Source organism: Chryseobacterium luteum, assembly GCF_000737785.1.
GTDB classification, from domain to species: Bacteria; Bacteroidota; Bacteroidia; order Flavobacteriales; family Weeksellaceae; genus Chryseobacterium; species Chryseobacterium luteum.
In genome coordinates, this window is sequence record NZ_JPRO01000004.1 from 204,041 (window position 1) to 229,893 (window position 25,853).

The 25,853-nt window shown below is 35.3% G+C and carries 21 protein-coding genes and 1 tRNA gene; 9 read left to right on the forward strand and 13 right to left on the reverse strand.

The genetic code is table 11. The annotated features are described in order from the left end of the window. Positions 1-215: 215 nt before the first annotated feature. Positions 216-2,354: a TonB-dependent receptor domain-containing protein gene (locus tag IX38_RS07750; RefSeq protein ID WP_034703521.1), complete on the forward strand. Its 2,139-nt coding sequence runs from the start codon at positions 216-218 to the stop codon at positions 2,352-2,354. Positions 2,355-2,670: 316 nt separating this feature from the next. On the opposite strand, the gene IX38_RS07755 is transcribed toward IX38_RS07750, so the two are convergent. The 12 genes from IX38_RS07755 to mce form a co-directional block, all read right to left on the reverse strand. Next, a complete protein-coding gene (locus IX38_RS07755) occupies positions 2,671-3,066 on the reverse strand; it encodes a hypothetical protein (protein ID WP_034703524.1) in 396 nt (131 codons plus the stop codon). Positions 3,067-3,252: 186 nt separating this feature from the next. After that, the gene (locus IX38_RS07760; RefSeq protein ID WP_034703525.1) at positions 3,253-3,693 is read right to left on the reverse strand and encodes a hypothetical protein; all 441 of its coding nucleotides are present in this window, start codon (positions 3,691-3,693) and stop codon (positions 3,253-3,255) included. A 309-nt stretch (positions 3,694-4,002) separates the two neighbouring features. Further along, positions 4,003-4,368 (reverse strand): hypothetical protein, encoded by a 366-nt coding sequence (locus IX38_RS07770; protein ID WP_034703529.1) that lies wholly within the window; start codon positions 4,366-4,368, stop codon positions 4,003-4,005. Between the two features lie 5 nt (positions 4,369-4,373). After that, positions 4,374-4,817, reverse strand: a complete 444-nt coding sequence (locus IX38_RS07775) for a hypothetical protein (protein WP_131368647.1) — start codon at positions 4,815-4,817, stop codon at positions 4,374-4,376. Positions 4,818-5,108: 291 nt separating this feature from the next. Further along, on the reverse strand, positions 5,109-5,789 hold the full coding sequence (locus tag IX38_RS07780) for a hypothetical protein (protein ID WP_034703531.1): 681 nt from the start codon (positions 5,787-5,789) through the stop codon (positions 5,109-5,111). Next, positions 5,779-6,807, reverse strand: coding sequence for a hypothetical protein (locus IX38_RS07785; protein ID WP_034703532.1), 1,029 nt, complete (start codon positions 6,805-6,807; stop codon positions 5,779-5,781). Before IX38_RS07785 ends, IX38_RS07780 begins: the two co-directional genes overlap by 11 nt. Before the next feature lie 159 nt (positions 6,808-6,966). Beyond that, on the reverse strand, positions 6,967-7,461 hold the full coding sequence (locus IX38_RS07790) for a hypothetical protein (RefSeq protein WP_034703534.1): 495 nt from the start codon (positions 7,459-7,461) through the stop codon (positions 6,967-6,969). A gap of 13 nt (positions 7,462-7,474) precedes the next feature. Next, complete coding sequence (locus IX38_RS07795) at positions 7,475-14,416, reverse strand: RHS repeat-associated core domain-containing protein (RefSeq protein WP_051884555.1); 6,942 nt, start codon at positions 14,414-14,416, stop codon at positions 7,475-7,477. A 42-nt stretch (positions 14,417-14,458) separates the two neighbouring features. Further along, positions 14,459-14,941 carry a T9SS type A sorting domain-containing protein gene (locus tag IX38_RS07800; protein WP_034703535.1) on the reverse strand — a complete coding sequence of 161 codons (483 nt, stop codon included), beginning with the start codon at positions 14,939-14,941 and terminating at the stop codon, positions 14,459-14,461. Between the two features lie 8 nt (positions 14,942-14,949). Next, positions 14,950-15,786 carry a hypothetical protein gene (locus IX38_RS21895; protein WP_051884557.1) on the reverse strand — a complete coding sequence of 279 codons (837 nt, stop codon included), beginning with the start codon at positions 15,784-15,786 and terminating at the stop codon, positions 14,950-14,952. A gap of 464 nt (positions 15,787-16,250) precedes the next feature. Further along, positions 16,251-16,324: transfer RNA gene (locus tag IX38_RS07810), tRNA-Ile, on the reverse strand. Between the two features lie 62 nt (positions 16,325-16,386). Continuing rightward, positions 16,387-16,785, reverse strand: a complete 399-nt coding sequence (mce, locus tag IX38_RS07815) for a methylmalonyl-CoA epimerase (RefSeq protein WP_034703536.1) — start codon at positions 16,783-16,785, stop codon at positions 16,387-16,389. Between the two features lie 85 nt (positions 16,786-16,870). On the opposite strand from mce, the gene rbfA reads away from it, so the two are divergent. The 8 genes from rbfA to IX38_RS07850 all read left to right on the forward strand — a co-directional run bounded on the left by rbfA (position 16,871) and on the right by IX38_RS07850 (position 25,125). Continuing rightward, entirely contained in the window at positions 16,871-17,230 is a 360-nt protein-coding gene (rbfA, locus tag IX38_RS07820; protein ID WP_034703538.1) for a 30S ribosome-binding factor RbfA, read from the forward strand. 3 nt (positions 17,231-17,233) lie between these two features. Next, on the forward strand, positions 17,234-18,439 hold the full coding sequence (locus IX38_RS07825) for an ABC transporter permease (protein WP_034703540.1): 1,206 nt from the start codon (positions 17,234-17,236) through the stop codon (positions 18,437-18,439). A 70-nt stretch (positions 18,440-18,509) separates the two neighbouring features. Beyond that, positions 18,510-20,306, forward strand: coding sequence for an endonuclease (locus IX38_RS07830; protein WP_051884558.1), 1,797 nt, complete (start codon positions 18,510-18,512; stop codon positions 20,304-20,306). Between the two features lie 62 nt (positions 20,307-20,368). Next, the gene (locus tag IX38_RS07835) at positions 20,369-21,106 is read left to right on the forward strand and encodes a shikimate dehydrogenase family protein (RefSeq protein WP_034703542.1); all 738 of its coding nucleotides are present in this window, start codon (positions 20,369-20,371) and stop codon (positions 21,104-21,106) included. Positions 21,107-21,181: 75 nt separating this feature from the next. Then, complete coding sequence (locus IX38_RS07840; protein ID WP_034703544.1) at positions 21,182-22,987, forward strand: DUF349 domain-containing protein; 1,806 nt, start codon at positions 21,182-21,184, stop codon at positions 22,985-22,987. Between the two features lie 62 nt (positions 22,988-23,049). Then, complete coding sequence (gene ribD, locus IX38_RS07845) at positions 23,050-24,078, forward strand: bifunctional diaminohydroxyphosphoribosylaminopyrimidine deaminase/5-amino-6-(5-phosphoribosylamino)uracil reductase RibD (protein WP_034703546.1); 1,029 nt, start codon at positions 23,050-23,052, stop codon at positions 24,076-24,078. A 148-nt stretch (positions 24,079-24,226) separates the two neighbouring features. Continuing rightward, on the forward strand, positions 24,227-24,400 hold the full coding sequence (locus tag IX38_RS23555) for a bacteriocin-like protein (RefSeq protein WP_449384745.1): 174 nt from the start codon (positions 24,227-24,229) through the stop codon (positions 24,398-24,400). 119 nt (positions 24,401-24,519) lie between these two features. After that, complete coding sequence (locus IX38_RS07850) at positions 24,520-25,125, forward strand: IMPACT family protein (protein WP_034703549.1); 606 nt, start codon at positions 24,520-24,522, stop codon at positions 25,123-25,125. Here the strand turns inward: IX38_RS07850 and IX38_RS07855 are convergent. After that, on the reverse strand, positions 25,122-25,829 hold the full coding sequence (locus IX38_RS07855) for a zinc metallopeptidase (protein ID WP_034703709.1): 708 nt from the start codon (positions 25,827-25,829) through the stop codon (positions 25,122-25,124). The two genes, IX38_RS07850 and IX38_RS07855, sit on opposite strands and share 4 nt — an antisense overlap. Positions 25,830-25,853 lie beyond the last annotated feature (24 nt).

The window sequence follows — 25,853 nt, forward strand, 5'->3', positions numbered from 1 at the left end:
TTATATAATCAACGAACAAGAAAACATTTTACTTTATACGACTGGGGATATTCTTCATGTATACTCCCATAACACGAATCAGTGATCACGCATTGACGAAGCACTGTTACAGTTTTTAATGAAAATCTATTTATTTGTGAATTTTTTATTTATTTTTCAATTTGATGTAACAAACCTCATTCAATAAATGTCTTATAGGTGAAATGTCATTTTAAATGAAAATAATTATATGCTCGGTTTCTTTATTAATGGGTTCTTTGGTTTTCGGACAGGCAAAAAATGACACCATCAAACAGAAGGAAAATCAGATTGAAGGAGTTACCTTAACTGCAAGAAAACCGACTGTAGAATCTAAAGCAGACAGAACGGTGTTTAATGTATCCAACAGCTCTATTCTTGCCGGAAATACAACATGGGATGTCCTTAGAATGACCCCTTTGGTAAGTATTGATAATAATGATGCCGTGAAAGCGGAAGGTGAATCTGTGACGGTTTACATCAATGACAGAAAATCGGTTTTTACCGGTAAAGAGCTAAAGGAATACCTGAAAACCATTCCAGCCGACAATTTAATGAAGATTGAGGTAATCACAAGTCCGTCATCCCGTTATGAAACAGCCGGATCCGTCATCAATATCGTACTCAAAAAGAGGGATGATGAAGGAATGAAAGGCAGTGTAACTTTTAATAACAGACAGAATACTAAAAATTCACAGTATACCAACCTTAATCTTAATTATCATAAGAAAAATTTCACGCAGACCCTGATCGGAAGCTACAGTGATAATACCTATTTCCAGAAAAACACGAGTGTAAACAGTTTATACAAGGATAATGACGTTACCTATATCAATAATGAAACTCTGGGCAGAGGCAAAAGCCCTTCGTTATCCTCTACATCTGAATATGAATTGAATGATAAAAACAATATAGGGTTTATCCTGGAATATTACCAGAGCAAAAACACTTCTACTTCCAATGCAGACCTCAGCAGGACAAAAAATGATGCGTTATTCGAATCTTATCACCAGGATCAGGATATGACAGGGCTTAACCGTACGCTGGGGACCAATGTCTTCTATAAATACTACGACAAGGAGAAAAACAGGATCCTTGATGTAAATTTAGGTACCAATTACAATTCTCAGGACAATACAAATGAGTTTTTAAAGACATATGATACTAAGCCAGGAGCGGATAATCTTAACATCAATTCACATGAACAGACCCGGAACTATTACATCAAAGTAGATTATACCCAATCTCTCGGAAAAGGTGGAAGTTTTGAAGTGGGTGGAAAAATGGATTTCAACAACAACATTATTCCAAACAATTTGTCCGGGAAAAATGCGGATGGTCTCCGTCCCAGCGATGTTTTCCGTTATGAAGACAACATCAATTCCCTGTACGTGAACTACAGTAAAACGTTCTTTGAAAAGCTGGAAACCAGAATCGGGGTACGCTACGAACACATTGATTATAAAATGAGGCAGGACGTAGCCGGAACTGGAAGAAAAGATTCTTACGGCAGCATACTTCCCAATTTATTGCTGAAATATTCTTTTTCAGATAAGTATGACCTGAGTTTAACCTACAACCGTAATCTCTGGCGTCCGTGGTATTCGGAATTCAATCCTTTCCTTGTTCCTACGAATGACGGAACATTTTCCCGCGGGAATATGGACCTGGAGCCGAATCCCAGCCACAGACTGTATATGAAATTAGGAATCCTGAAAAAATATTTCCTGTCTGCAAGGTATATGTATACAGATCAGGATTACTGGACTACGTTTACTGAAGAAGAAGGCAGAACCGTTACTCTGCCTGCCAATTTTAAAGGAAAGGTTGAAAAGTATTATTTGTTTGCGAATACGAATCAAAATTTCCTGAAAAATAAACTGAATGTGAATGTGGGTATCGGATGGTATTATATTGACAACCATGATTTTAACCGGGTGAATGATCTTGACGGTAAAAATTACATCAGTTATATGGGGGCTTCAGCCAATCTGTCGTATACGAATTTGTTTAATAAAAACATCAACCTGAGTGCCTGGGTAGAGCTTTCCAACCAAAATAACGGGAATTCATACGCGAATAAAACAAATGTGTTCCATAACATCTCCGCAACAAAAATATTTCCTAAGACCCAGATGGAGGTGAGTCTTCAGCTGATGAATATTTTCAGCAGGCCCAATTTTGATGCCACCACTTACAGTCAGTACGGGACCTTCAGGTCTGCTTTAAAATCAGACTGGTACGGATTTTCACTTTCTTTCGTAAAACGCTTCGGAAATCAGAAAGTAAAAGGAAATACGAAGACAGATGTGGAAAAAAACAGCGGCGGAAAATAGAAGAAGATGAACTTTTGTTGGTATTGAGGCTCGCTGCAGACAAACAAACAGATTTTTACATTTAAAGCGACACATGTTATTTTGTTTTCTCCAAGAAATTACCTCCAGACTTTTACAACTCCAACAACGATTTTTTTTGAATTTTCAGATATAAAAAAGTTTATTGAAACAAAGTTCAATAAACTTTCTATATCATCAATATTAATCGGCGTTACAAAGAATTTTACCAACTATTTTTGACTATTAAACTGCATTTAAAAATCTTCTTAATAAAGGGACATAGAATCTATCATTCATTTGTATGATGCCTACATCTTCAAAATGCTTGATTATAGAAATTGATAATTTTTTTTATATTATACCAATAAAAAACTCTGCTATATTCATCATTTGATTTTATAAAAGATAACAATGTATACGTTAAATTGCCAAAATATTCAGTTTCTTTCTTGTCGTTTATATACTGATTATCACTATTTATTAATTCTTGACCATCATAGACGTAAACTGATGTTGTATTATAATCCTCATTTTTATAGAGAGTATATAATAACGTATTTTTCTTCAGTTTGGTTTTAAAATATAAATCACTAATGTCTTTTTTTTGAAGTAAATTTAAAGGAATATAAGCTTTAAAGCTCTCTTTTTCAATATTAGTAGTATCGATAAAAGTATTCCTATCATAAAAAATCTCCTCATAAATACGTGTCAATTGGGGTTTTTAGTAATTTGTTGAAATCAATACTTTTCCAGATTTATTATTGAAAACCGGATAGAATCTCTCCAAATATTTCTCATTTAGATGTTATACATCAGGTTTTTAGTAAATTTTCCCATGCATCAAAGTGCCTCTGCTCAAGTTTATTAAAGGGTATAAAGATGCTCGTATCATCTAGAGTTAATTGTAAGAATAACCAAGTTCTTTTAAAACTACTATACAATTTATGTTTTTTAATTTAGCTCCTTTTTTCAGATAAAATAAGACATAATTCTTTTCTCCCTCATTTAATTTATTAAAAATGGAAACATCATATTTTTGAGACTTTGGTGCCTGTTTTAAACCGATCAATTGCACAAATATATCATGACAGGCATCTCCGTGATTATATTTATCAGCCATTAGAATTGAGTAAGGTAGAAGTTCATTATGAAATGTTGATTTCAGATAATATATACATAATTTATTATATGCATTAACATTACCATTTATTAGAATTTCTTTTTTGAATCTTTCTATTGTAACATTTTCAGACTTTTTTTGCTCTTTTCCCTTTGAGCAGCAGATTAGTAATGAAAATAAAAATAGCACTATGACTTTCTTTAAAGATATAGTTTTCATAATTTTAATTTTTAAGGTATAGGATGATTACTGTATTTACCTCTAACTAATTTTCCATTCAATATGATATTATATTGTCCACCTCGATTTATCCATGATTTAATTCCATCTGACATATAGTAATCACTTGGTGCAATTATAACAACATTTTTAAAAATAGGGCTACTTGATATACGTGTAGCGAATCCTTTGTTGTCATGACCAGCATTACAAGCTTTAATATCTAAAGACTTTTTTGCCAAAAATGCTGCGGCACTGTAAAAACAAATACCCCGAATATTTTCGGTGTGTGTGTGGGGGGGGGGGTTATTATTTAGTAATATCTATTTCTTCTAAAGATTTTTCTTTTATAATATTTTGTAGATCTATGTAAGATATTCGTTTTATGGTATTATCTTTTTTAAAATCTTGTATAAAATATTTCAGATTTTTTTTATTTATTTTTTCTGGATTCATTGAGTAAGTTGTATCAACGGAAACTAATAAATAATCATTTTTAAATTTACATTCTACTAATCCGCTGTCGATTATTAGTTCATTATCTTTCAACAATCTATTTTGGCTACCTCCTTCGTAAAAAACTTCATAACCCGAAGGTAATTTCTCAATTCTATCAGAATTATTACAAGAATAGATTATAGAAACACTAATTGCTATAATTATTATTTTTTTCATAATTATTATTTAAGATCTTTGGTGAAATCATATCCCTTAGGTCGTATAATTGTATTTATTCCCTTGAAATTAATTTGATATTGTTGCCCTTCTCCTGCAGCCCATTTACCAAGCACTGTTGCAGCATTTCTAAATGGACTGTCAGTAAACTTCCCGTGTTGTTCAAAATTATAAGTATCGGCTAAAATACTAACTTGATTATTTCCTAAATATTTTACTGTAATATTTCCTAGAACTCTTCCATCACTTGAGTTTACTAAAGTTTGGACATTATAAGTTTTTCCCTTAACCCAACCTTTTGTATTAACGTTATTTAAATCTATCTTACTTGCATCTAAAGTAACAGCTTTCCCATCTCCAGTTCTATACCAATTATTAGCCTCACTCAAACTCATTTTTCCATCTCCATTTGTATCCCAAGGATTTTTTTGTTGCTGATTTTTCTGCATTGGACCATCCATTCTATGCATCGTGTGATTCAATCCTGCAACAAATCCCCCAATTACAGCACCTTGCCAGAAGTTTCCTCCTGTAAGTTCTGCTTCTATACCTCCTGATACTGCTCCAAAAGCAATAGTTCCAACTGCAGAACTAAACGAAGATGCTCCTAAGCTTCCTAGAAAATCTGAAGTAAAAACACTTCTAAAATTTTTGTAAATAGTACTTACTTTAGTCTAGTAAAGTTTTGATATTTTATAAAACACTAAAGTGTTTAATTCTTAGTATTTCAAAGAATATTGTTATTCATCCGAGTAATTAGTTTTGATAAAAATTAATTTTACTTTATTACTACAAGTCTCTTGATAATAAATACCTTTTCTTTTTAAGTAATTTCTGATTTGAGAATTGATATTATCATTAATGCATATTTTTAATTCGTATGTTTTGTTTTTTTTTAAAATATAGCCTTCTTGTTCATTTAAATCGTAAAATCTCGATTCTCCTTCAAAATTGACACTTGTAGAAAATTTAACTGAATCATGCTTTTTAATTGTTATGACGTAATCCTTTAAGGTCTCATCATATAATTTATAAGGGTTTGTAATATTAACTTCTTGGTAATCTTTCCTTTTATGGCGAATAGCTTTTAAACTGTCACGTACTTTTTCAAAATAATCAACAGAATGTGTTTGTGGTAATATTGTAACATCATTATTCAAAATTGTTATTTGTGGACTAAACCATGTGTCCATAATTATGGTATCTTTTTCTCTTTTAAAAAACTCTGGATTATAAAAAAGATTAATATCATTGTTACTTTCATTTATCAGATAATAGTTTATTGTATCACTATTATAACTTACAGTTTTATTTAATATTTTGATACTTAAATTGTTGTTTGAAAGCTTCGCATTATTGCAGCCCATCAAAGATGATATCAAAAAGAAAATTATTAATATGTTTTTATAATTACCAGCCATATGTTTTATGTAAATCTTTTAAGTTAGTTCCGGTTCTGAAAGTTCCAGTACCATTCAATAAAATATTATTGATTTCTTTATATATCAAAAAGTGTTCATAATCTTTCCTCTTTTGTCCAGAATATTTCAATAAATTTCTAAAATCTGGATTCCAATAGTAGACAATATGTTTTAATTCATGAAAAAGTCTGACGCCCATAGCCATATTACTTTTAAATGTATCACTATTTTGATGGTTAGATAAATAGATATGTCCATTTGCAGGGGTTGTAGACGCATGATAATCAGGTGAATTAGTTATGCCTACTACTTTAGCTCTATTTCCGCCTAAACTTTTTTGATTTTTTAATATTGCTACTTTATCTATCATTTCTTGTGCGTATTCTTTTGAAACTACTGGTTTACCCCAAGGATCATAATCAGCTCTTTCAAGTTGATCTTGCAGTATTAGTTTACCTTCAGCGTCTAATTCTGTCTCGTTTGAAGAGTGCATCAAATGATTAAATCCAGCAACAAATCCTCCAATCAAAGCACCTTGCCAGAAATTTCCACCTGTAAGCTCAGAGCCTACACCTCCTAAAACAGCTCCTGATAATACTGTTCCTGTAGCACTGCTTGCAAACTTACCTGCTGCTGCAGTGAAAGCTGAAGCACCCATGCTTCCTAAAAATCCTGAGGCAAAAGCACTACCAAAGCCCTGTCCCTGCACTAAAGATAATACTCCTTGTGCCAAAGCATGTGCAGTTCCTTGTACAATAATAGTTCCGAACTTGCCCAGTTCCTTCGCAATTTCTGTAGCAGTACCAGCAGAGGAGAAGAATATACTTCCTATTCCATACGTAACAACAGCTGAAGCAGCAGCAAATAAGTTAGCTTTCAAAAACTGTCCTAAATCCCAATTCTGCCCGCTAATTGAGGTCATAACCGTATAGCTGAATGACACCACCATGGTTGCAATAACCACAGCAGATAAAAGAACTCCCATTCCCAAAAACTCACCAGTAGGGTCATTAAACATCAGAGGATTATTCAATACATACCCATACTTATTATAATTCTGGGTGTTTGCAGGGTCCTGAATATTTTCATCGGCATTTAAGAATCATCTTAACAAAGGGACATACAATCCATCATTCATGATGCCTAAATCTTCAAAATTCTTGATTATAGAAATTGATTATTTTTTTATATTATACCAATAAAAAACTCTATTATATTCGTCACTTGATTTTATAAAAGATAGTAATGTATGCGTTAAATTTCCAAAATATTCAGTTTCTTTCTTGTCTTTTATATATTGATTATCACTATTTATTAATTCTTGATCATCATAGATGTAAACTGATGTTGTATTATAATCCTCATTTTTATAGAGAGAATATAATAACGTATTTTTCTTCAGTTTGGTTTTAAAATATAAATCACTAATCTCTTTTTTTTGAATAAAATTTAAAGGAATATAAGCTTTAAAACTCTCTTTTTCAATATTAGTAGTATCGATAAAAGTATTCCTATCATAAAAAATTTCCTCATAAATGCCTGTTTTACTATTATATAATCGCTCCTCAACCAGCTTCGATTGATAACAAACTCTATATTCATACTTAAACTCTATGTTTTGTGAATATGTCAAATTCCAGCAAATTAAAAATAGCCATATAATTTTTTTCATAGCTTTTATGTTATTATTTAATAGTCCTATTAAAGATAGGTGAAAGTTTTTGATATGTACGGTTAAAAAAATTCATTTGCGTCTGAGTTAATTTTTTCAAAGTTTCATCCAAAGTATATTGACTAGAAAAATAAGAACGAGGTCTAAAACTAAGCCCATTAATATTTGCTATATCATGTTCTGAAAATGCTAAAGCAAGATGTTCCGTAGTATCACTATACACACCTTTTATATCAATTTTCATATCCGGTAGAAAAAAAGCGTTGCTATATGCATGTCCTGTTTCATGTAACATGATAAATTTCAATAAATATTTATCAGCTGCGGCTCTAGGTGAATACATAATATTAGATGCGCCGGTCCAAAAATCTCTTTCACCAGTATAAGCTAGGAATTGCTTTGCTCCATTCTCTCCCATATCTAAATAACCATTTGAAGCTGTTTTACCTATCGTTTGCTCACCAACTCCAAAATCTTCATTGGGTTTGAATAATTTATTTTGAGTTTCAGAAATATTACGTGTCAATTGGTCATTAGTGAGTGAAGAATCATAATTTGTATTTCCTTTTATGTCCTTACTTGTAGTTCCTTTATTTGTATAATTTTTATTGTAAATAGAATGTTGTATTATATAGCTGATACCTCCCATTGCTCCTCCTATTGTAGCTCCCATTAAAATGCCCTTAATAAAATCTGTGCCATTTACTATAGAGGTAATTGCTCCACTCACTGCGCCAGATACTGCACCATTGCCTACAGCTGCCCAAAAACCGGCTCCCGAAAATACGGGGCCTATTCCATAAGTTACTGCTGCTACAGCAGCACTCAATAGAGTTGTTTTAAGGGATTTGCCTAAATCCCAGTTCTGTCCGCTAATAGAAACTCCAACAGTATAACTGAACGATGCTACCATAGCTCCAATAATTACAGCTGATAAGAATGCAGATTCAACGATCCACTCTCCGTTAGGATCATTAAACATCAGAGGATTATTCAATACATACCCATATTTATTATAATTCTGGGTATTGGTAGGATCCTGGATGTTCTCATCAGCATTTAAGAATCTTCTCAGTAACGGATCGTACAGTCTTCCGTTCATGTGGATGATGCCTACTTCTGCAAAATGCTCATGGCTTGTGTAGCCTCTTTCCAATAATAATGAAGTAGTATCGATTATATTTTTATCTGTGATAATTGGACCGTTTCCTATTTGCAGATGGGTGAAATTACCCCAGGCATCAAAATGTCTCTGTTCCAGTTTATTTCCTGCTTCATCACTGATGGCTAAAATACTTCCTATATAATCTTTATGCAAGAATTTATAAGAACCAGCTGTTTCATCATAATTTTTAAGATAAATAATATTACTCTCGTAAGGAGTTCCTCCAATATAAAGGACGTGTTTTTCCTTTCCGGTGGTGTTGTCTTTTACGACTTCAAAGCTTCCATCTTCATTGTAAAATTTCGTGAATTTACCATCTCCATCAATACTGAAATTACCTCGATATGTTACCTTTTGCCTCATACTGGTTAAGCCATATTGGAAAGCTACATCCCCTTTCATCCCGTCTATGAATACAGGGTCGTTATTTTCGTTATAGACAATACTTTGGATCAGATCATTATTATAATTTTGAGTTCCTGCTGCATTTAAAGTCATTCCGGTCGGTTGGTAGATCTTGGCAGAATTTTCATACTTCATCGTTCCTACCTGATCATTTTCCAGGATTCTACCTTTAACGTCATAAGTATTTTGCGAAAGTTGTCCCGTTTTAGGATTTGTCCAGCTAATTAATCTATTATTATCATCATAATTAAATGATTCAATAATATTGAAATTTCCTAATGTTTTTCTAAGATTCAATTCATTTTTTACAGCATTGAAAGTATATTGTATATTTAAAATACTTTGCTGCGAAGGAGACAGGTGTTTAATTTCTTTTAGAAAACCTGTAGTATCATCATATAAATTAGTAATATTCGATGCACCAAGCTTTGCTGATAATACCTGACCTTTGACATTGGTTCCTTGCAGCTCCCACAGGCTTTTACCTGTTACTTTGTCTTTTACCTGATAAAGTTCTCCGTTCCACGTACTATATACATTTTCTATCTGAACTTTAGTAAGAACTCCTGAAGAGTATAATTGCTTTTCATAAGAAATTATTCTTGCTTTATCATCATAGGTTATGCCTTTTTGTATAAAGTATCTTCCGTTGCTGTTTTCTGAAGAAGAGAGTAGTCTTCCCTGTGGATCATAAACCACATTAGAGCTGTATGCCTTTCCTTTAGATGTTCCGGATTTAGAAATGATTCTTCCTTTATCGTCATATGAATAAGAAATTATTTTATTGGTTGCCTGTCCGCCATCAGTGGTAGAAAGTTCTTTTTGGGAAATGAGCTGCCCTAAGCTGTTATACGTAAATTCCTTTGTCCCTTTCGGACTGATGATCTTTTTAGGTTGTCCGAATCCATCATATTCGTATTTATACAATCCGTTGGAAGGGTCATTGAACTCTGATTTTCTTCCCCAGGAATCATATTTGGTAGTGACCATGTTTTCAGCATACTGTGCCTTGATCTGCTCTCCCGCTGCATTGTATGAGAATTGGATCGTTCCTCCTTTATCAGTTGTAGAAACTACGTTTCCTAAAGCATCGGTCGTTTTTGAGTTTGTTCTGCCATAATCCTCAAGATTTACTTCTTTAATAGTAGTAGTATTTCCTGAAACAGTCGTTTCCATTTTCTTGCCATTAAATGAAGTTGTGGTCACTTTAGCAGGGAAAAAATTATCATCGTAGGCAATTGTATTCCATTGATTAGTACTCTGTCCTTCAAAATAAGGCTCTGATTCTTTCAGTTTTCTTCCCAGAATATCATATTGAATTTCTTTGGATATATACTGCCCTTGACCGAATGCTTTGATAGAGGTTTTGTAATTCTGTCCTAATTTATTAGTAAATTTCTTAGAAACCTCACCATCGGAATCATATTGGGTAACAATGATATTAGATTGATTGTCTTTTTCGTATGTATATGTTGTTATTCCCGCTAAATTGGTCTTAGAAGTTTCCAGCTTACCCCAATTATCATAGGTATTGGTTAAAGTATTGCCTAAAGGATCGGTTTGTTTTTTAATCTGTCCCCAATCATTATATTCAATACTTGTTTCTAATCCTAAATTATCAGTTTTCTTTACAACAAATCTTCCTTTTGGATCATATTGTGCTGTTGTTGTTTGTGTCTGAGAATCTATACTGTTACTAATGGTTTTCTGTGTGATATTTCCCAAACCATCATAGTTATAAGTTTCATGTAAGTATCCGGTATTATCCCTGTTCCAGGTTTTCTGTGTTTTTAAAAGATTGTTTTCATAAGTATATTCTTCTTTTGCAGACTTTGTATCTCCATAAACTTGGATAGCATCTATTTTCGTCTTTGGACGACCAATATAATAATCCGGACCCGCTCCCGAAGGATTGTGAATATATTCAAAATTAGACGTAGTTATGGCATATCCATTATTGACATTGGATATACTTTGAGCCGGAAGGTAATAATCTCCATAAGTAATGCTTCCTGTTGTAAGCGTTCCTGTTAAAAAGTCTTTTGTTTTTGTACTTGTAGGAATAAATGCTGTAACGACCTTAGGCCTGTCAGCATCTGTAACAGTAGGTACGACCTGACCATTCAACAGCTTATCAGCTTGATAAATGATAGATTTGAAACTTAATAATTGGGTATTATTCTCAGAAATATCCGTTGGGAAAATTAGATTTTCGTTATTGGTTTTAATTGACCATTCCTTTAGTGGAACTCCATCATTGAGAGGGTCAATCTCTGCTCCTGACCAGATTTTGGTATTTTCAAGCCCTTCGGAATACCATGAAGAATGGGCAGACTGACGGAGACCGATCATCCCTTTCCCAGTAAGATGAATTATAAAACCTCTGTATCTGAAATCCTGAATTAATGTTCCATTAGGAATATTTTGCTTAAGCCTTGATACAGCTACTGATAATGGAATTTGTTCTAGTTCAAAATAAGGAAATAATTCCTTTTTGATAGGTTTGTAAAAATTAGTATCAGCTATAGAATTAAGGTCTTGATAAGAAACTTCTGTTGTAATACCACCTTGTTTAATAAATTTAGCTCTTGCTAAAGTAGGAACATAGGAATAATCATATTGAGTAACATAGTTGTAAGCACAACCAATTACTCCCGAACAATCATCAGGTCTGCCAATAGATATGATCTGTTGATTAGTTCGGTTTAAACTCAGAGTCCCGAAAGGAATCACTTTTTCAGCATATTCCCTTCTCCAATCTCTTACTCTGTAAAAGTGTAAATCTCCGTTTGTTTGGATAGGTGAATCTAATAAACTCACATTATAATCTCCACCTGCGCTTGATAAAAATTTCTTAGCAAAATTTGCGGAATTGTCTGTTGTTGTTTTATTAACTGAATAAACAAAAGTTCGCAAGACTGTTTTCTCCTGATCATGATGCGCACTCCATTCATGATTGTTGATAAATACATAGCTAACAACAATATCTGATTTGCCATCTGCATCCAGATCTGCAACATTGTATTGAAAATATCTACTTTCCGAATATGAGCAGCCTCCTCCTGCTTCCCATACATTATGACTGCTTTCCATCAACACTTCACCTCCGGAGCTATAATAAATAAAATTATTTATCGTGGATTGATTGAATTTTTTTCCATCAGAAATATATAAATTCCAGTTATAAGATTTATTAGTCTGGGGAACTAAAACATCTACCTTGCTGTCTCCGTTGAAGTCTCCAAATAAAGCCCCAGCGAAAATTCCCTCAAACTTTTGTCCTGAAAAGTCCCCAATATTTATTTTTACATAATTCCCGGCAGGCTGTTTATGATAATTATAAGCATCAGTGATCGTTCCGTCAGATTTTATCCGGATAATATCCTGTATACCATCCCCATTTAAATCAGCAAAACGGTTATTTTTATTGTTATCCAATGAATTATTCATATTTACTCCCTCATCATATTTATAGATACTGTTATTAATATCTATATTTTCATCAATATCTACCAAAAATGATGAATAGTATGTGAAAAGATCTATTGTACCACCAGGTGGTATTATGTTTATAATATCATCTCCATATTCTACATTAGAGGAATTAATTTGAGGTTGCAGGAGAGTTAGCTGGGAATCGGTAGGTTCTGCTATCCCATTATTCTCAATATTAGAGACTTGATCAGCATAAGGTGCACTCGTACATCTGTTTCTTCTGTTAAATCCTATCATCAGCTCTGAGATACCATCTCCATCATAGTCATAACTCTCCAAATAGCTTACATTGAGTGGCACTGATGCAGTACATTCAGACCCGCCGCTCAACTCACCACCTGGGGTATATATGCTGTAAGGAATTACTTTTGAATATTCCAGTTTAAATTTAAAATTAGAAGTATCAGCAGAATATATCAATAATTCATAGTTTGGCTTGTTAGGATCTGAAGTTGCAACTTTATGCGGTATTACTATTCCTATCTTATTTTTTACATAGCCATCTTTTTTAAAAGTTACAGCTGTAGCTTTTGCAAATTCTTCTGCAGTAAATCTTGAAAGCTCATATTGCATTGGTATAACAGGAGAGTCTTTGTAAACCGAATTTTTAAAGTGTATAGATCCTACCGGCCCAGATGGAGAACTGCCGGGATTAGGTATAAATTCAAGATAATCGGTAATACCATCCATATCAAAATCTCCATACTTTTTTGTATTATTAGTAGCGATATTGTTTTCTTTAGTAGTTTCTTCATTACCTGATTGATATGGCTCGTACCCTATTGTAATAGGATTAGCAGCTTGATCATTGGAATTATATTCTATTATTTTATTTGCAAATTGATAACTGGCTCCATTATTAATATATTCCACAGCATATCTTTTAAATTGATTGCCATTCGTTTTTACAATAATTTCTTTTAACTGTTTATTTTGTACAAATTTAATTCCACTTAAATAATTAATTTCATTTAAAATTCTCTCATTAAAGTAGTTCAGCTCAATCTTATTAAAATGGGGTTTGCCTGCACCTTCATTTCCTCCCCATTCTATGCTAGATATAACAGCCACGTTAGTAGAAGTAGTCTGTGTATAATTATACGAAATATAATTCCCCTGTGCATCTTTCCATTTGACAATATTGTATTCCAATGGTGTTCTTGCTGTACTATTTCCCGAGACTGCTGCTCCATACCAGGCCTGAGACCCGTCTTCAAAAGTCAATTCCCAATATTCAGGACCCTGCCATAGCTGTCCTGTAACTGCTCCTATAGATTTAATTTTAACATTAGAATATTTTTCAGTCACGTATTCCGCACCATCCTTGCCATATTCTCCAGATTTTAGAATTAACCTTTGGCCGTTAAAGTTGTAATAATCGGAATAGTCTAATTGGATTCCTTTAATTCCCCCATCTTTCTCAATGTTTTTACCAATCCTTGAGATTGAAGTAATTCCTGATAAATTCCAGCCATATCCTGCAATTCCATTTCCTGAACTACTGTTATAGGTGAGATTGATCTGTGGAGCAACAGACTTCACTCCCGGAGGTAGAGCAATGGGTAAAGTAAACTGTAATTGTCCTACTCCATTGACTTCAATATTTCCTTTAGTATCATGAAACTTATTATCAGTTGTTTCAATAGTTCCAGTTGGATTACCTACACCAGCTCCAGAATCAATAGGCCCTCCTCCCGGATTTTCTGTACCAGGACCTATTTTAGCAATAAACGGGTTTGATACATCTGACTTAGCATGAAATCCCTCTGTAAGAATCACAGTCTGCGGATCCTGAACAGTACGCGAAGTACTTTCAGATTGGTATAATATAGTTTGTGAATATCCTAATATTGAGATACAAGATATAATGAATGAATAGAAAATTTTCATATTCTTTGTGCTTAAATTAATGGATAACGAATGAAACGAAGCTTATCGTTTTGTAATATTTTTACTGAAAATTCTACCGTCTTTTAACGTGAAACGTACAACATACACCCCCCATTCATATCCGGACATATTGATCTTCAACTGGCGGTTCAATCCCGGAATATTCTGTTGCTGGAATTTCCAATGAACCGTACTGTGTTGATAAAGTGAAACAGATTCTATTAGTCCATCTACTTCTTCTGTCCAGTCTATGGTAAGGACATCATTTACTGGAACTGGATAGAGTCTTATCTGCTTCCAAAAAGTTGCTTCATCTATGGCTGGCGCTTGAGGATCAGGCTGAACTTGGATTATAGAAGTTGTTTTAGTTTCTGTTTTTGTAGGTTCTTGTGCTGTCTTTGCTGCTGAGTTGGTTCCTCTGTATCTTTGGTTTCCTGCTTCATCATATTTGAAATAAACCTCAGTTTGGGAAAAGCCTAGAAAGCCTATAAATAATGAGAATATCGAAAGTAATTTTGTTTTCATCTGTATGTTTATTTTTTCGTGGAAAGAATTTGTTGAACTTGCTTTTTCAACTCTTTTATATCTTCTGATTGGGTTTTCAAAGTTTTGTTTTCTTCCTGAAGGTACTTTATCTGTTTATTCTGTTCAATGGAATACAAAGTCAATTCTTCTATCTTTTCCATAAGTTTGGCATTCATTTCAGCTACATTAATACCTTTTTTGAGAATCTCTTCTTCTGATGGAATATTAGGAAGGTGTCCATTCTTTTGAATATGCTTTTCTACTTCTTCCAAAGTATTCAGTTTATAGTCTTTTTTGAATACATAATCTGCCCATACATTTGCTTTTACTTCAACTTCTTTCGCAAAAATTTTGCCATCGAATCTTGCAATGGCGTTATTGAAGAATTTTATCCAGGTCCCATTGGCATGGTCTTGAACGCCGATATAATATTTTCCGTCATTGTTATTATTGGGCATTGAAAGAATAATGTTATGTGTATTTCCTTTATTTCTAAGGACTGTATCTCCGGTTTGTCCACCGAAGCATCCGTCACAGGTGGATTTTATGATTTGAAATGATCCCAGTGAACTGGCTACTTCTAAAACCGGCCCCTCAGCTTTGTATATTCTGAAAAATGCTTCACCGCTTCCTACGGGATCACCTGTTCCTACTTTTATTTTCCCATCAGGAAGTATACGCATGACCTCTGTACTGTTGGTTTTTAAAACCAGAGGTTGGCTATCCGTTGTTCCAAGAAAGTTATTGGAAGGATTGATTCCGGAATTACCTGTAAGATTCCATGATTGGGCAAAAGTGAAAGATGATGCCAATAAGGCCAATGATAATAATTTTTGTTTCATCATAATATGTAAAAATGTTTTGTCTTAATATTTTTGCAAAAGTATTCTTTTTTTAGCTCACAGTGAAAAGATTTATTTAACAAATTCAAATGTTAAGATTCTTACCTATAGCCTTTTGTGTCCGATCTCAATAATTTATACTGCAAAAGTATTCTGTCAAAACGACAAAACTCGTCGTATTAAAACAAGTTTTGAAAGATATAATTTTAGCTTATCTTCGTATTCTTAAAAGTATAAATAAAAACTACCCATCTTGGATCAAGTTCAAAATTTGGGAACTAGATAAAGAGCTTGATATTAATCCTATGCCTTTTTGATGACTAAGGCGAGTCTTTTTATATGCCTTTTAGACATCAGCAGGAACTTTAGAAACTAGAATTATTTGAAAAGGTGTAAATATGCCTCCCCTTATAATAGTCTGAATACAGTATATAAATAAAAAAAGCACTCAAAAGAGTGCTTTTCTGTGGTCCCACCTGGGCTCGAACCAGGGACCACCTGATTATGAGTCAGGTGCTCTAACCAACTGAGCTATAGGACCTCAAAACTTGGTTAAATTTTGTGATTGCAAAAATAGCAAAATTTCTTTCACTACAAAACTTTTTATTGCTTTTCTTGACAAAGTTCTACCAGCACTCCATTCGTGGATTTCGGGTGCAGGAAGACAACTAATTTGTTATCAGCACCTTCTTTCGGTTCTTCGGAGATAAACTGGAATCCTTCTTTTTTTAATCTTTCAACCTCCTCAAGGATATTTTCTACACCAAATGCCAAATGATGGATGCCCTCCCCCTTCTTATCTATAAATTTTGTGATAGGACTTTCAGTATTACTGGCTTCCAATAACTCAATTTTACTTTCTCCTGTTCCGTAAAAAGAAGTGATAACCCCTTCCCTTTCCACACTTTCTTTTTTATAGGATTCTTTTCCTAATAATTTGGCAAAAAGCTCATCAGAAACTCCCAAAGATTTTACGGCAATACCGATATGTTCTAGCTTCATAAATTATAATTAAATCGTAAATTTGATACCGGAGCTCAATTTCAAAGGTATCAATTCAAACAAAAGTACTAAATTTGCATAACTTATGGAAAGTAACAGACAAAGAAAAGTAGCACAGATCATTCAGGAAGACTTCGCAGAGCTTTTCCGCAAACAGGCTTCAGAAAGTAAGCAAAGTATATTGGTATCCGTTTCAGATGTAAAAGTATCGGCAGATCTGGGTATTGCTAAAATTTATTTAAGTATTTTTCCCCAGGAATTCCGTTCTGCGGTGATGAAGGAAATTGAAGAAAACAAAGCTTCGTACAGAAATTTTATCGGCCAGAAAATGGCAAAACAGGTACGTATCATACCCCAGCTTAACTTTTATCTGGACACAGCTCTTGATGATGTTGAGAAGTTGGAAAGAGAACTAAGAGGCGAAGGCGACAATCCGGTTTTATAAATCTTGAAAAATATTGCATTTTACATAGCATCCAGGTACCTTTTGGCTAAAAAAGGCAGTACCGCCGTTACGTTCATTACGTGGCTTTCGGTAGGTGCCATGATGGTTGCTGTGACTGCAATGTTCGTAATCATTTCCGTATTCTCCGGCCTTGAAACCCTGAACAATGATCTTATATCGAACCTTCATGCTGATCTGACCCTGAAAAGCGTTTCAGGAAAAACAGTAAAAGATCTGGATAAGGTTACGGCAGTTTTAAAAAACAACAAAGCAATCAGCAGTTTTTCCCGTGTAATTGAGGAAAAAGTCTATGTGAACTACAAAGGTAAAGGCGACATTGCTTATTTAAGAGGAGTTGATTCCGCTTATATAAAGGTCAATCCTATTGACAAAGATGTATTCTACGGAACCTATCCAAGTTTCAAATACTCCAATGAAGTATTAATGGAAACCAACCTGCACAACAGGCTTTCCATTCCCATAGATTCAGCCGGCAATTACGCCACGATCTTCATGCCTAAGCCGGGAACCGGCATCATCAACAAAGAAGAAGACATATATAATAAAAGAGATTTTCTTGTAACAGGAGTTTTTCCGGGAAAAGAACAGTTGGACAGCTACATTATTGCCCCCATAGAACTTACAGAAGAACTGCTTAACCTCCCCAATAAATCCGCATACCAGATTGTCATTAAATTAAAAAATCCGGAAAATGCTGACGCTGTAAAGCAGAGCCTTCTTACCTCACTGGGGAAAAATATTGAGATAAAAACCAAAGAAGAGGAAAATGCAGCCTTCTGGAAGATGATCAATACAGAAAAAATGTTCATTTATCTGATCTTTGCACTTGTAATCTTCATCACAACCTTCAACCTGGCCGGAGCAATTATTATTCTTCAGCTTGACAAAAAAGAACAGTCAAGATCCCTTATTTCCATGGGCTTTCCGATTAGCCATTTAAGGATGACCTACTTCTACACCGGGCTTCTTATAGTGATTTCCGGGGTGATTTCCGGTTTGATCGTAGGAACTTTACTCTGCTATTTCCAACTTTATACGGAATTCTTCAGAGCCAATGAAATTCTTCCTTTTCCTGTAAAAATCGTCGGGAAAAATTACCTTATCGTGGCCTTTACCGCTTCCCTGTTCGGGATTATTATTTCATGGTTCTTTTCCAAAATCAGCAAAGACTATATTACCAAAAGTTAATATGCCTGGTTAAAAATAAAGCAGCTTCACTTTCAATTTTTTGTACCTTTACGGCCCAATTTTTTTTGAAATGAAACGAATTTTATCTTTTTTTTTACTGAGCTCTGCAATTATTTTTGCATCAGCACAGGCACCTGCTGGTTATTACAATACAGCTGCAGGACTTACAGGTGCTTCCCTTAAAACTGCACTTAAATCCATCATTGAACAGGGCCATCAGGACCATGGCTATAGCGGCTTATGGACAGGCTATGCAACCACCGACCGTGACTATTTTTACGAAAATGACGGCACTATTTTGGATATTTATTCTGAAAAGCCAAACGGTGCGGATCCTTACACATACACTCTAGGTACAAACCAGTGTGGCAGTAGTGGTTATAGCGGTGAAGGTGACTGCTACAACAGAGAACATATCGTACCCCAAAGCTTATTCGATGAACAAAGCCCGATGGTATCGGATATTCACTTCATCCGCCCAACCGATGGAAAAGTAAATGGTGTGAGATCCAATTATCCTTTCGGTAAAGTAGCAACTGCATCTTTTACATCAGAAAATGGATCTAAGCTTGGAAATTCAGCATCAGCAGGATATGGAGGAACAGTATTTGAGCCGATCGATGCCTTTAAAGGTGATGTAGCCAGAATGATCTTCTATTTTGTGACAAGATATGAAGCTAAACTTTCAAGCTTCGAGACAGGAAATATGCTGGGAGGATCTTCTTTTCCCGGATTACAGCAATGGGAACTTAATCAGCTTTTAGCATGGCATACCGCAGATCCTGTATCTGCTGAGGAAGTTGCAAGAAACAATGCAACTTACGCGTATCAGGGAAACAGAAACCCGTTTATAGATAACCCGGCTTATGCCAACCTAATCTGGGGAACACCGGTTATAGACACACAGGCTCCTACTGCTGCTACCAATCTGACCACTCAAAACCCTACTTCCAATACCATATCTCTGAGCTGGACAGCAGCTACGGATAATATTGGCGTTATAGGTTATGACGTATATGCTAACGGAGTATTGAAAACAACAGTTTCAGGAACTACGGCAACCGTTCAGGGACTGACACCGTCTACAACTTATACATTCTATGTAATTGCGAAGGACGCTTCAGGAAACGCTTCTCCGCAGAGTAACAATGCAGAGGGAACAACGCTGGCAGGACAGCCTGGCGGAAATACAAGCTGTGGAACTGAAGATTTTGAAACCATTACCGGTGCACCAAACACTTATGCAACAATAACATGGACCAATAATAATATTACCTGGATTGCAACAGACGCAAGAGCTGACCAAGCAATAACTTCAGGGAAAGCAATTACAATCAGAAACGGAAGCCTTACAAGCAGTACACTTTCCGGAGGCATTAAAAACCTATCTGTAAAAGCTCAGCTAAAATTTGGTGGAAACCCGGGTAATCTTAACGTTCAGGTTAATGGGGTAACAGTAGGAACAATAGCTTACACTGGAACAGCTCCAACAGCTCCAGTGACAATTAATAACATTAACGTAAGCGGAGATGTTGTAATTAAAATAATCAACCCTGTGACCTCAAATAGAGTGGCTATTGATGACCTTTCATGGACATGCTTCAATACATTGGGAACTTCTGACGTTAAAAAAGATAAGTCTGAATTCACCATCTACCCTAATCCGGTAAAAAACAACGAATTATTTGTAAAAGGCGAAAACTTAAGCAAAATTTCAAAAGCAGAGATCTATGATCTTTCCGGAAAATTAATTGAAGTGATTGCAAATCCATTCAAAAACTCCAATAAAATTAATCTTAAAGGACTTACTAAAGGAAATTATATTCTAAAAGCCGACAGTTTCTCCACAAAATTCATGGTAGACTAGACCCTAAAAAATATTTGTTAACAAAGACCGATTTATTCGGTCTTTTTTTTATTTTTGATATTATGGATTCAAACAAAAAATTAGGGCTGATAGGAAGGAATATTTCCTATTCCTTTTCCAAAAAATTCTTTGAAGATAAGTTTCACAAGCTTATGCTGAAAGATTTTACCTATGATATTTTTGATCTGAATGAAATTAATGAAATTGAAAACCTCCTTACCGACCCGGAACTTTTAGGATTCAATGTTACCATTCCTTACAAGGAAAAAATTGTTGATTACCTGGACGAACTCAGTGACGAGGCAGAAAAGATCGGTGCCGTCAACTGTGTTCTGATCAGAGACGGTAAAAAAACAGGCTACAATACCGATGCTTTCGGTTTTGAAAAAACACTTCTGCTCCACAGGAAAACACATCAGGACAAAGCTCTGATCCTTGGGAACGGCGGGGCGGCAAAAGCCGTGAAATACGTTATGGATAAACATGGAATCCCGTCGGTATCCATTTCCAGAAACTCCGGAATCAATTTTAAAAATCTGGACCCTGAGACGGTTAGGGACCATAAGCTGATTATCCAGTGTACCCCGGTAGGTACATTTCCAAATGTTGAAGACTGCCTGGAATTCCCTTTTGAAGGAATCACTGCAGAACACCTGATTATTGACCTGATCTACAACCCGAACTATACCCGGTTCATCATTAAAGCCTCCGAAAAAGGAGCCAAAACTGTAAACGGATATTACATGCTTGAACAGCAAGCAGAAAAAGCTTGGGAAATTTGGAATTTTAAAAAAAAATAACCTAAATTAGTACCTTAATTGGCTTTACAGCTATACAAAAAAGGATATTAACGCCATTCACATAAAAGATTTGCTATGATTACAGAAAACAATCTTTCTGAAAACGAAGAAAATAAAAATTCTAACGAAGTATCTCAAGAAAAAACACCCGAAACACCCGTACCTCATGGTGAAAATGCTCATGAAGACGAAGCAGAACATCCGGAAGAGGACCATGCTGATGACATTTCCCTGCCTGATGCTTTGAAAGAAATGGAAACCATTATCAACTCGGCCAATGCCGGTGAAAATTTCAAAAGATTCAATCAGTTAAAAGAAAAAGCAAGTCATTACATTCATGATGAAGTGGAGGATAAAAAGCATGAGTACGCAGAAGGCGGGAATCCTCCCGAAAATTTCAGCTATGAACATCCTTTACAGTCCAGACTTTCTGCCTTGATCAATATTTTCAGAGAAAAGCATGACAGCTACCAGAAATCACAGGATGAAGAGCAGAAGAAAAATCTTGATCACCGCCAGAATATCATAGAAAGGCTTAAAAATCTTTACACCAACTCCGAACCGGGAACCAATCTTTTCAAATCCATCCGTGAAATCAAGGAAGAATGGTCAAAAGCAGGCCAAGTGGCAAAATCTGAATTCAAGATCCTTAACAATAACTATTTCCACCATCTGAACCAGTTTTACCAGATGCTGGACCTGAATAAAGAATTTCTGGAGCAGGAATTCAGTCATAATTTAGAGAAAAGACAGCATATCATTGCCCGTGCGAAAGAACTGGAAAATGAGCCTGTGATTCAGAAAGCCCTGAACGAGCTTCAGTATCTTCATAAGCTTTGGAAAGAAGAAGCTGAGCCTGTAGCAGAAGAATTCCGTGAAAAAACATGGGAGGAGTTCAAAGAAATTTCCAACAAGATTCACGAAAGAAAATCTGAACTTTCTGCCGCTATTGAAGGTGAACAGAATGACAATCTGGAAAAGAAAAACCAGATCATCGCAGAAATCAAAAAACTGTCTGAACCGTCTGAAACACCCAACCACAGCTACTGGCAGAATTCGATCAAAAGAGTGGAAGACCTTCGTACTGAATTCTTAAAAACAGGAAGTGTTCCAAGAAAACTTTCCAACCAGAACTGGAATGATTTCAAAACCACACTCAGACACTTCAATACAACAAAGAATAACTATTATAAATCTCTGAAAGGTTCCCAGCAGGCCAATCTGGAAGAAAAATTAAAACTGATCCAGACGGCCCAGGACAATATGAATAACGAAGAATGGGACATTTCCGTTCCTTTATTCAAAAAGCTTCAGGAAGACTGGAAAAAAATAGGGCACGTTCCAAAGAGCATGACCAATAAGATCTGGGACGAATTCCGCGATGCCTGTAACACCTTCTTCAACAATTACAGGGAGAAAAACAATGCATCTAACGACAACTGGAAAGAGAATTACAAACACAAAAAGGAAATTCTCGAAGACCTGAAAACCGTTTCCAACGACGAAGGCAGCATCGAAAGAATTGAAGCTATAAAGACAGCCTGGAACAATATAGGAAAAGTACCAAGAGACAAAATCTCAATCAATACCGAATTCAACAGAGCATTAAGAGAAAAATTGAAGCTGAATAAGATCAATGAACTTGAGCTTAAGGAAGAAGGATTAACTGAAAACCAACTTACAGACAAAGCAAGAAAGATCAAGAGCCAGATTTCTGACCTTGAAGGTGAAATTGTGAAACTGGAAAACAACCTGGCATTCTTCAACAAGCCGTCAAGAGAAAATCCTCTTCTCAGAGATACTTTTAATACGATTGACGATAAGAAAGCTCATCTGGAAACCTTAAAACAGAATCTTCACAATATCATTACAGGAGATTAATTTATTTAAAAATATAAAAAAGGCGGAGCAAAGAAATTTGTCTTCGCTTTTTTTTTCACCTTATGAACAACGACGAATTATACATAAAAAGATGCATTGAACTGGCTCAAAAAGCTTTGGGCAGAACCTACCCCAACCCTCTTGTAGGAAGCGTAATTGTTCACAACGGAAAAATTATCGGGGAAGGATATCATCACAAAGCCGGAGAAAATCACGCCGAGATCAACGCGATTAATTCTGTGGAAAATAAAGATCTTATACCGGAATCTACGATCTATGTTTCACTGGAACCCTGTGCACATTATGGAAAAACACCTCCGTGTGCTTTAAAAATTAAAGAACTGGGTTTCAAAAAGGTAGTAATAGGTGCTATGGATTCCCATGACAAAGTGAATGGAAAGGGAAAAAAAATTATCCAGGACGCAGGCATTGAAGCCGTTTCCGGAATATTGGAAAAAGAATGCATTGAACTGAATAAAAGGTTTTTCACCTATCACGAAAAGAAAAGACCTTATATCATCCTGAAATGGGCAGAATCAGGGGATGGATTTTTAGATAAGGACTTTAAGCCGGCAGCCATCTCAAACTCCCTGGTCAACCAGTTCGTGCATCAGTTAAGAGCCGACGAACATGCTATCTTAGTAGGAACTCAGACTGCCTTAAATGATAATCCAAGCCTGACTGTAAGAAATACTGAAGGCATAAATCCCGTGAGAATCCTCATTGATTTTGATCTGAAAGTCCCGGAAAACTTTAAAATTTATAATGATGAAGCCCCAACTCTGGTGATAAACAGTAAAAAAGAAGAGACTGGGCTTACTACCAGATTTATTAAAATCGGAAAAGAAAATTTCCTGCAGGATTTGATGAATTCCCTTTATAAAGAACAGATACAATCTATCATCATAGAAGGCGGAAGCTACACCTTACAGCAGTTTATCAATGAAGGACTTTGGGATGAAGCTGTCGTGATCAGAAACGAAGAACTGAAACTGGAAAATGGCACCCGGGCACCTGAACTGGATTTAAAACCTTATGACATTAAAACATTCAGGGACAATACAATTTCATTTTACCAACCTGGCAATTAGATCATATCTTATATAATGATTGTAATGATCCTTCATCATCAGTTAAAATGTTATTAGAAACATAATAATAAAATTCTCCTTAAATTATGTTTTAAGTTAAAATAATTAATTAACTTCATGGTGAATTAAAATCCAAATTATAATCAAAATGAAAAATCTAAAGAAAATTTCAAGAATCGGGCTAAAGAGTATTAACGGCGGGGCATTTGTAACATGCACATTGCCTAACGGACAACCAACCAGATGCAGAGACAGATGTCCCGAGGATTTCTGCGGACCTACAAACTATTTATGCTTAATTCCTGCAGACTTGTGCGAATAACACATGAACAATTTACTATAAGATACAGGAAGCCGTTAAAAATTTTAACGGCTTCTTTTTATTGATTATTATGTAACTTATCAGGCATTTTATACTTTTGCATTTATAAAGCCGGTGTAATGACGTTTGAATACAAAACCATAGAAAAACCCATAGAAAACACTTTACTGAAAGAAAAAGGGAGCAAATTCATCGGATTTGCCTTTCCTGTCAATAATGAAAAGCAGCTGAAAGAGGCGTTGGAGAAAATCCGGGCAGAACATCCGAAGGCCACCCATCACTGCTATGCTTTCAGAATGGGATTAGAAGGAGAGAATTACAGGGCAAATGATGACGGAGAACCATCCGGAAGCGCAGGACTTCCCATCTACAATCAGCTTTTAGCCCATGAGATTACCAATGTCCTAGTTATATCAGTCCGTTATTATGGAGGCACAAAACTGGGAGTTTCAGGTCTTGTAAAAGCCTATAAAGAATGTGCAAAAATCACCCTGGAAGAAGCCAATATCATCACCAGAGAACTTGAAACGGAAATTGAAATCCGCTTCAGCTTTAATCAGCAGAATATCATCTTTACTTTACTTTCCAAATTTGATGCAAAGGTTTTGAATTTTGATGCCAATGAAAACTGCATTCTTACCGCTTCTTTAAAATTAGCCCAAAAAGAAAGCATCTCAGACAAATTATCCGAGATGCAGTATGTTTCATTTGAATTTAAAGATTAATTTCTTCTTCCGCCAAGCAGTAAAGAACCCCAGTAAATAAGCTGGACCAGCGATCCGATAGCCGCTACAACATAAGTTCTTGCTGCCCATTTCAGACTGTCCTGTACTCCTACAAACTCTTCCTGGGTAACCGTTCCCGTATCTTTGATCCACTTCATCGCTCTGTTACTTGCGTCATATTCCACCGGAAGCGTTACAAAAGCAAAAAGTGTAGTCAATGCAAACATGGCCACTCCTATCGCCAGAATTGCCGTATTCCCGTTCGGATCATCAATTGATCTCGTTGCTACCATAATCCCGATACCGGCGATAAGGACAAACTGCATCAGATTGGAACTTATATTGACAACAGGAACCAGCTTTGAACGCAGATTCAGCATAGAATATCCTACAGCATGTTGTACCGCATGTCCGCATTCATGTGCTGCCACTGCAGCTGCAGCCGCATTTCTCTGCATATAGACTCCTTCTGAAAGATTAACTGTTTTATCTGTCGGGTTATAGTGGTCCGTCAGCTGACCGGGAACAGAAATTACCTGTACATCATTAATCCCGTTATCTCTCAACATTTTTTCTGCAATTTCTTTTCCCGAAAGACCATTTCTGAGATGTACATTGGAATAGTATTCGAATTTCGATTTTAATCTGGACGAAACCCACCAGCTTACCAGCATTGAAATACCGATAATAATATAATAACCCATCATTTTATATAGATTTTTGTGTTT

Bases quoted from the DNA above. Each gene is read 5' to 3' on its own strand.
- IX38_RS07750 (WP_034703521.1), top strand. From the start codon at position 216: ATGAAAATAATTATATGCTCGGTTTCTTTATTAATGGGTTCTTTGGTT.
- IX38_RS07760 (WP_034703525.1), bottom strand. From the start codon at position 3,693: ATGAAAACTATATCTTTAAAGAAAGTCATAGTGCTATTTTTATTTTCA.
- IX38_RS07770 (WP_034703529.1), bottom strand. From the start codon at position 4,368: ATGAAAAAAATAATAATTATAGCAATTAGTGTTTCTATAATCTATTCT.
- IX38_RS07775 (WP_131368647.1), bottom strand. From the start codon at position 4,817: ATGCAGAAAAATCAGCAACAAAAAAATCCTTGGGATACAAATGGAGAT.
- IX38_RS07780 (WP_034703531.1), bottom strand. From the start codon at position 5,789: ATGGCTGGTAATTATAAAAACATATTAATAATTTTCTTTTTGATATCA.
- IX38_RS07785 (WP_034703532.1), bottom strand. From the start codon at position 6,807: ATGTTTAATGACCCTACTGGTGAGTTTTTGGGAATGGGAGTTCTTTTA.
- IX38_RS07790 (WP_034703534.1), bottom strand. From the start codon at position 7,461: ATGAAAAAAATTATATGGCTATTTTTAATTTGCTGGAATTTGACATAT.
- IX38_RS07795 (WP_051884555.1), bottom strand. From the start codon at position 14,416: ATGAAAATTTTCTATTCATTCATTATATCTTGTATCTCAATATTAGGA.
- IX38_RS07800 (WP_034703535.1), bottom strand. From the start codon at position 14,941: ATGAAAACAAAATTACTTTCGATATTCTCATTATTTATAGGCTTTCTA.
- IX38_RS21895 (WP_051884557.1), bottom strand. From the start codon at position 15,786: ATGATGAAACAAAAATTATTATCATTGGCCTTATTGGCATCATCTTTC.
- mce (WP_034703536.1), bottom strand. From the start codon at position 16,785: ATGAAGCTAGAACATATCGGTATTGCCGTAAAATCTTTGGGAGTTTCT.
- rbfA (WP_034703538.1), top strand. From the start codon at position 16,871: ATGGAAAGTAACAGACAAAGAAAAGTAGCACAGATCATTCAGGAAGAC.
- IX38_RS07830 (WP_051884558.1), top strand. From the start codon at position 18,510: ATGAAACGAATTTTATCTTTTTTTTTACTGAGCTCTGCAATTATTTTT.
- IX38_RS07835 (WP_034703542.1), top strand. From the start codon at position 20,369: ATGGATTCAAACAAAAAATTAGGGCTGATAGGAAGGAATATTTCCTAT.
- IX38_RS07840 (WP_034703544.1), top strand. From the start codon at position 21,182: ATGATTACAGAAAACAATCTTTCTGAAAACGAAGAAAATAAAAATTCT.
- ribD (WP_034703546.1), top strand. From the start codon at position 23,050: ATGAACAACGACGAATTATACATAAAAAGATGCATTGAACTGGCTCAA.
- IX38_RS23555 (WP_449384745.1), top strand. From the start codon at position 24,227: ATGAAAAATCTAAAGAAAATTTCAAGAATCGGGCTAAAGAGTATTAAC.
- IX38_RS07850 (WP_034703549.1), top strand. From the start codon at position 24,520: ATGACGTTTGAATACAAAACCATAGAAAAACCCATAGAAAACACTTTA.
- IX38_RS07855 (WP_034703709.1), bottom strand. From the start codon at position 25,829: ATGGGTTATTATATTATTATCGGTATTTCAATGCTGGTAAGCTGGTGG.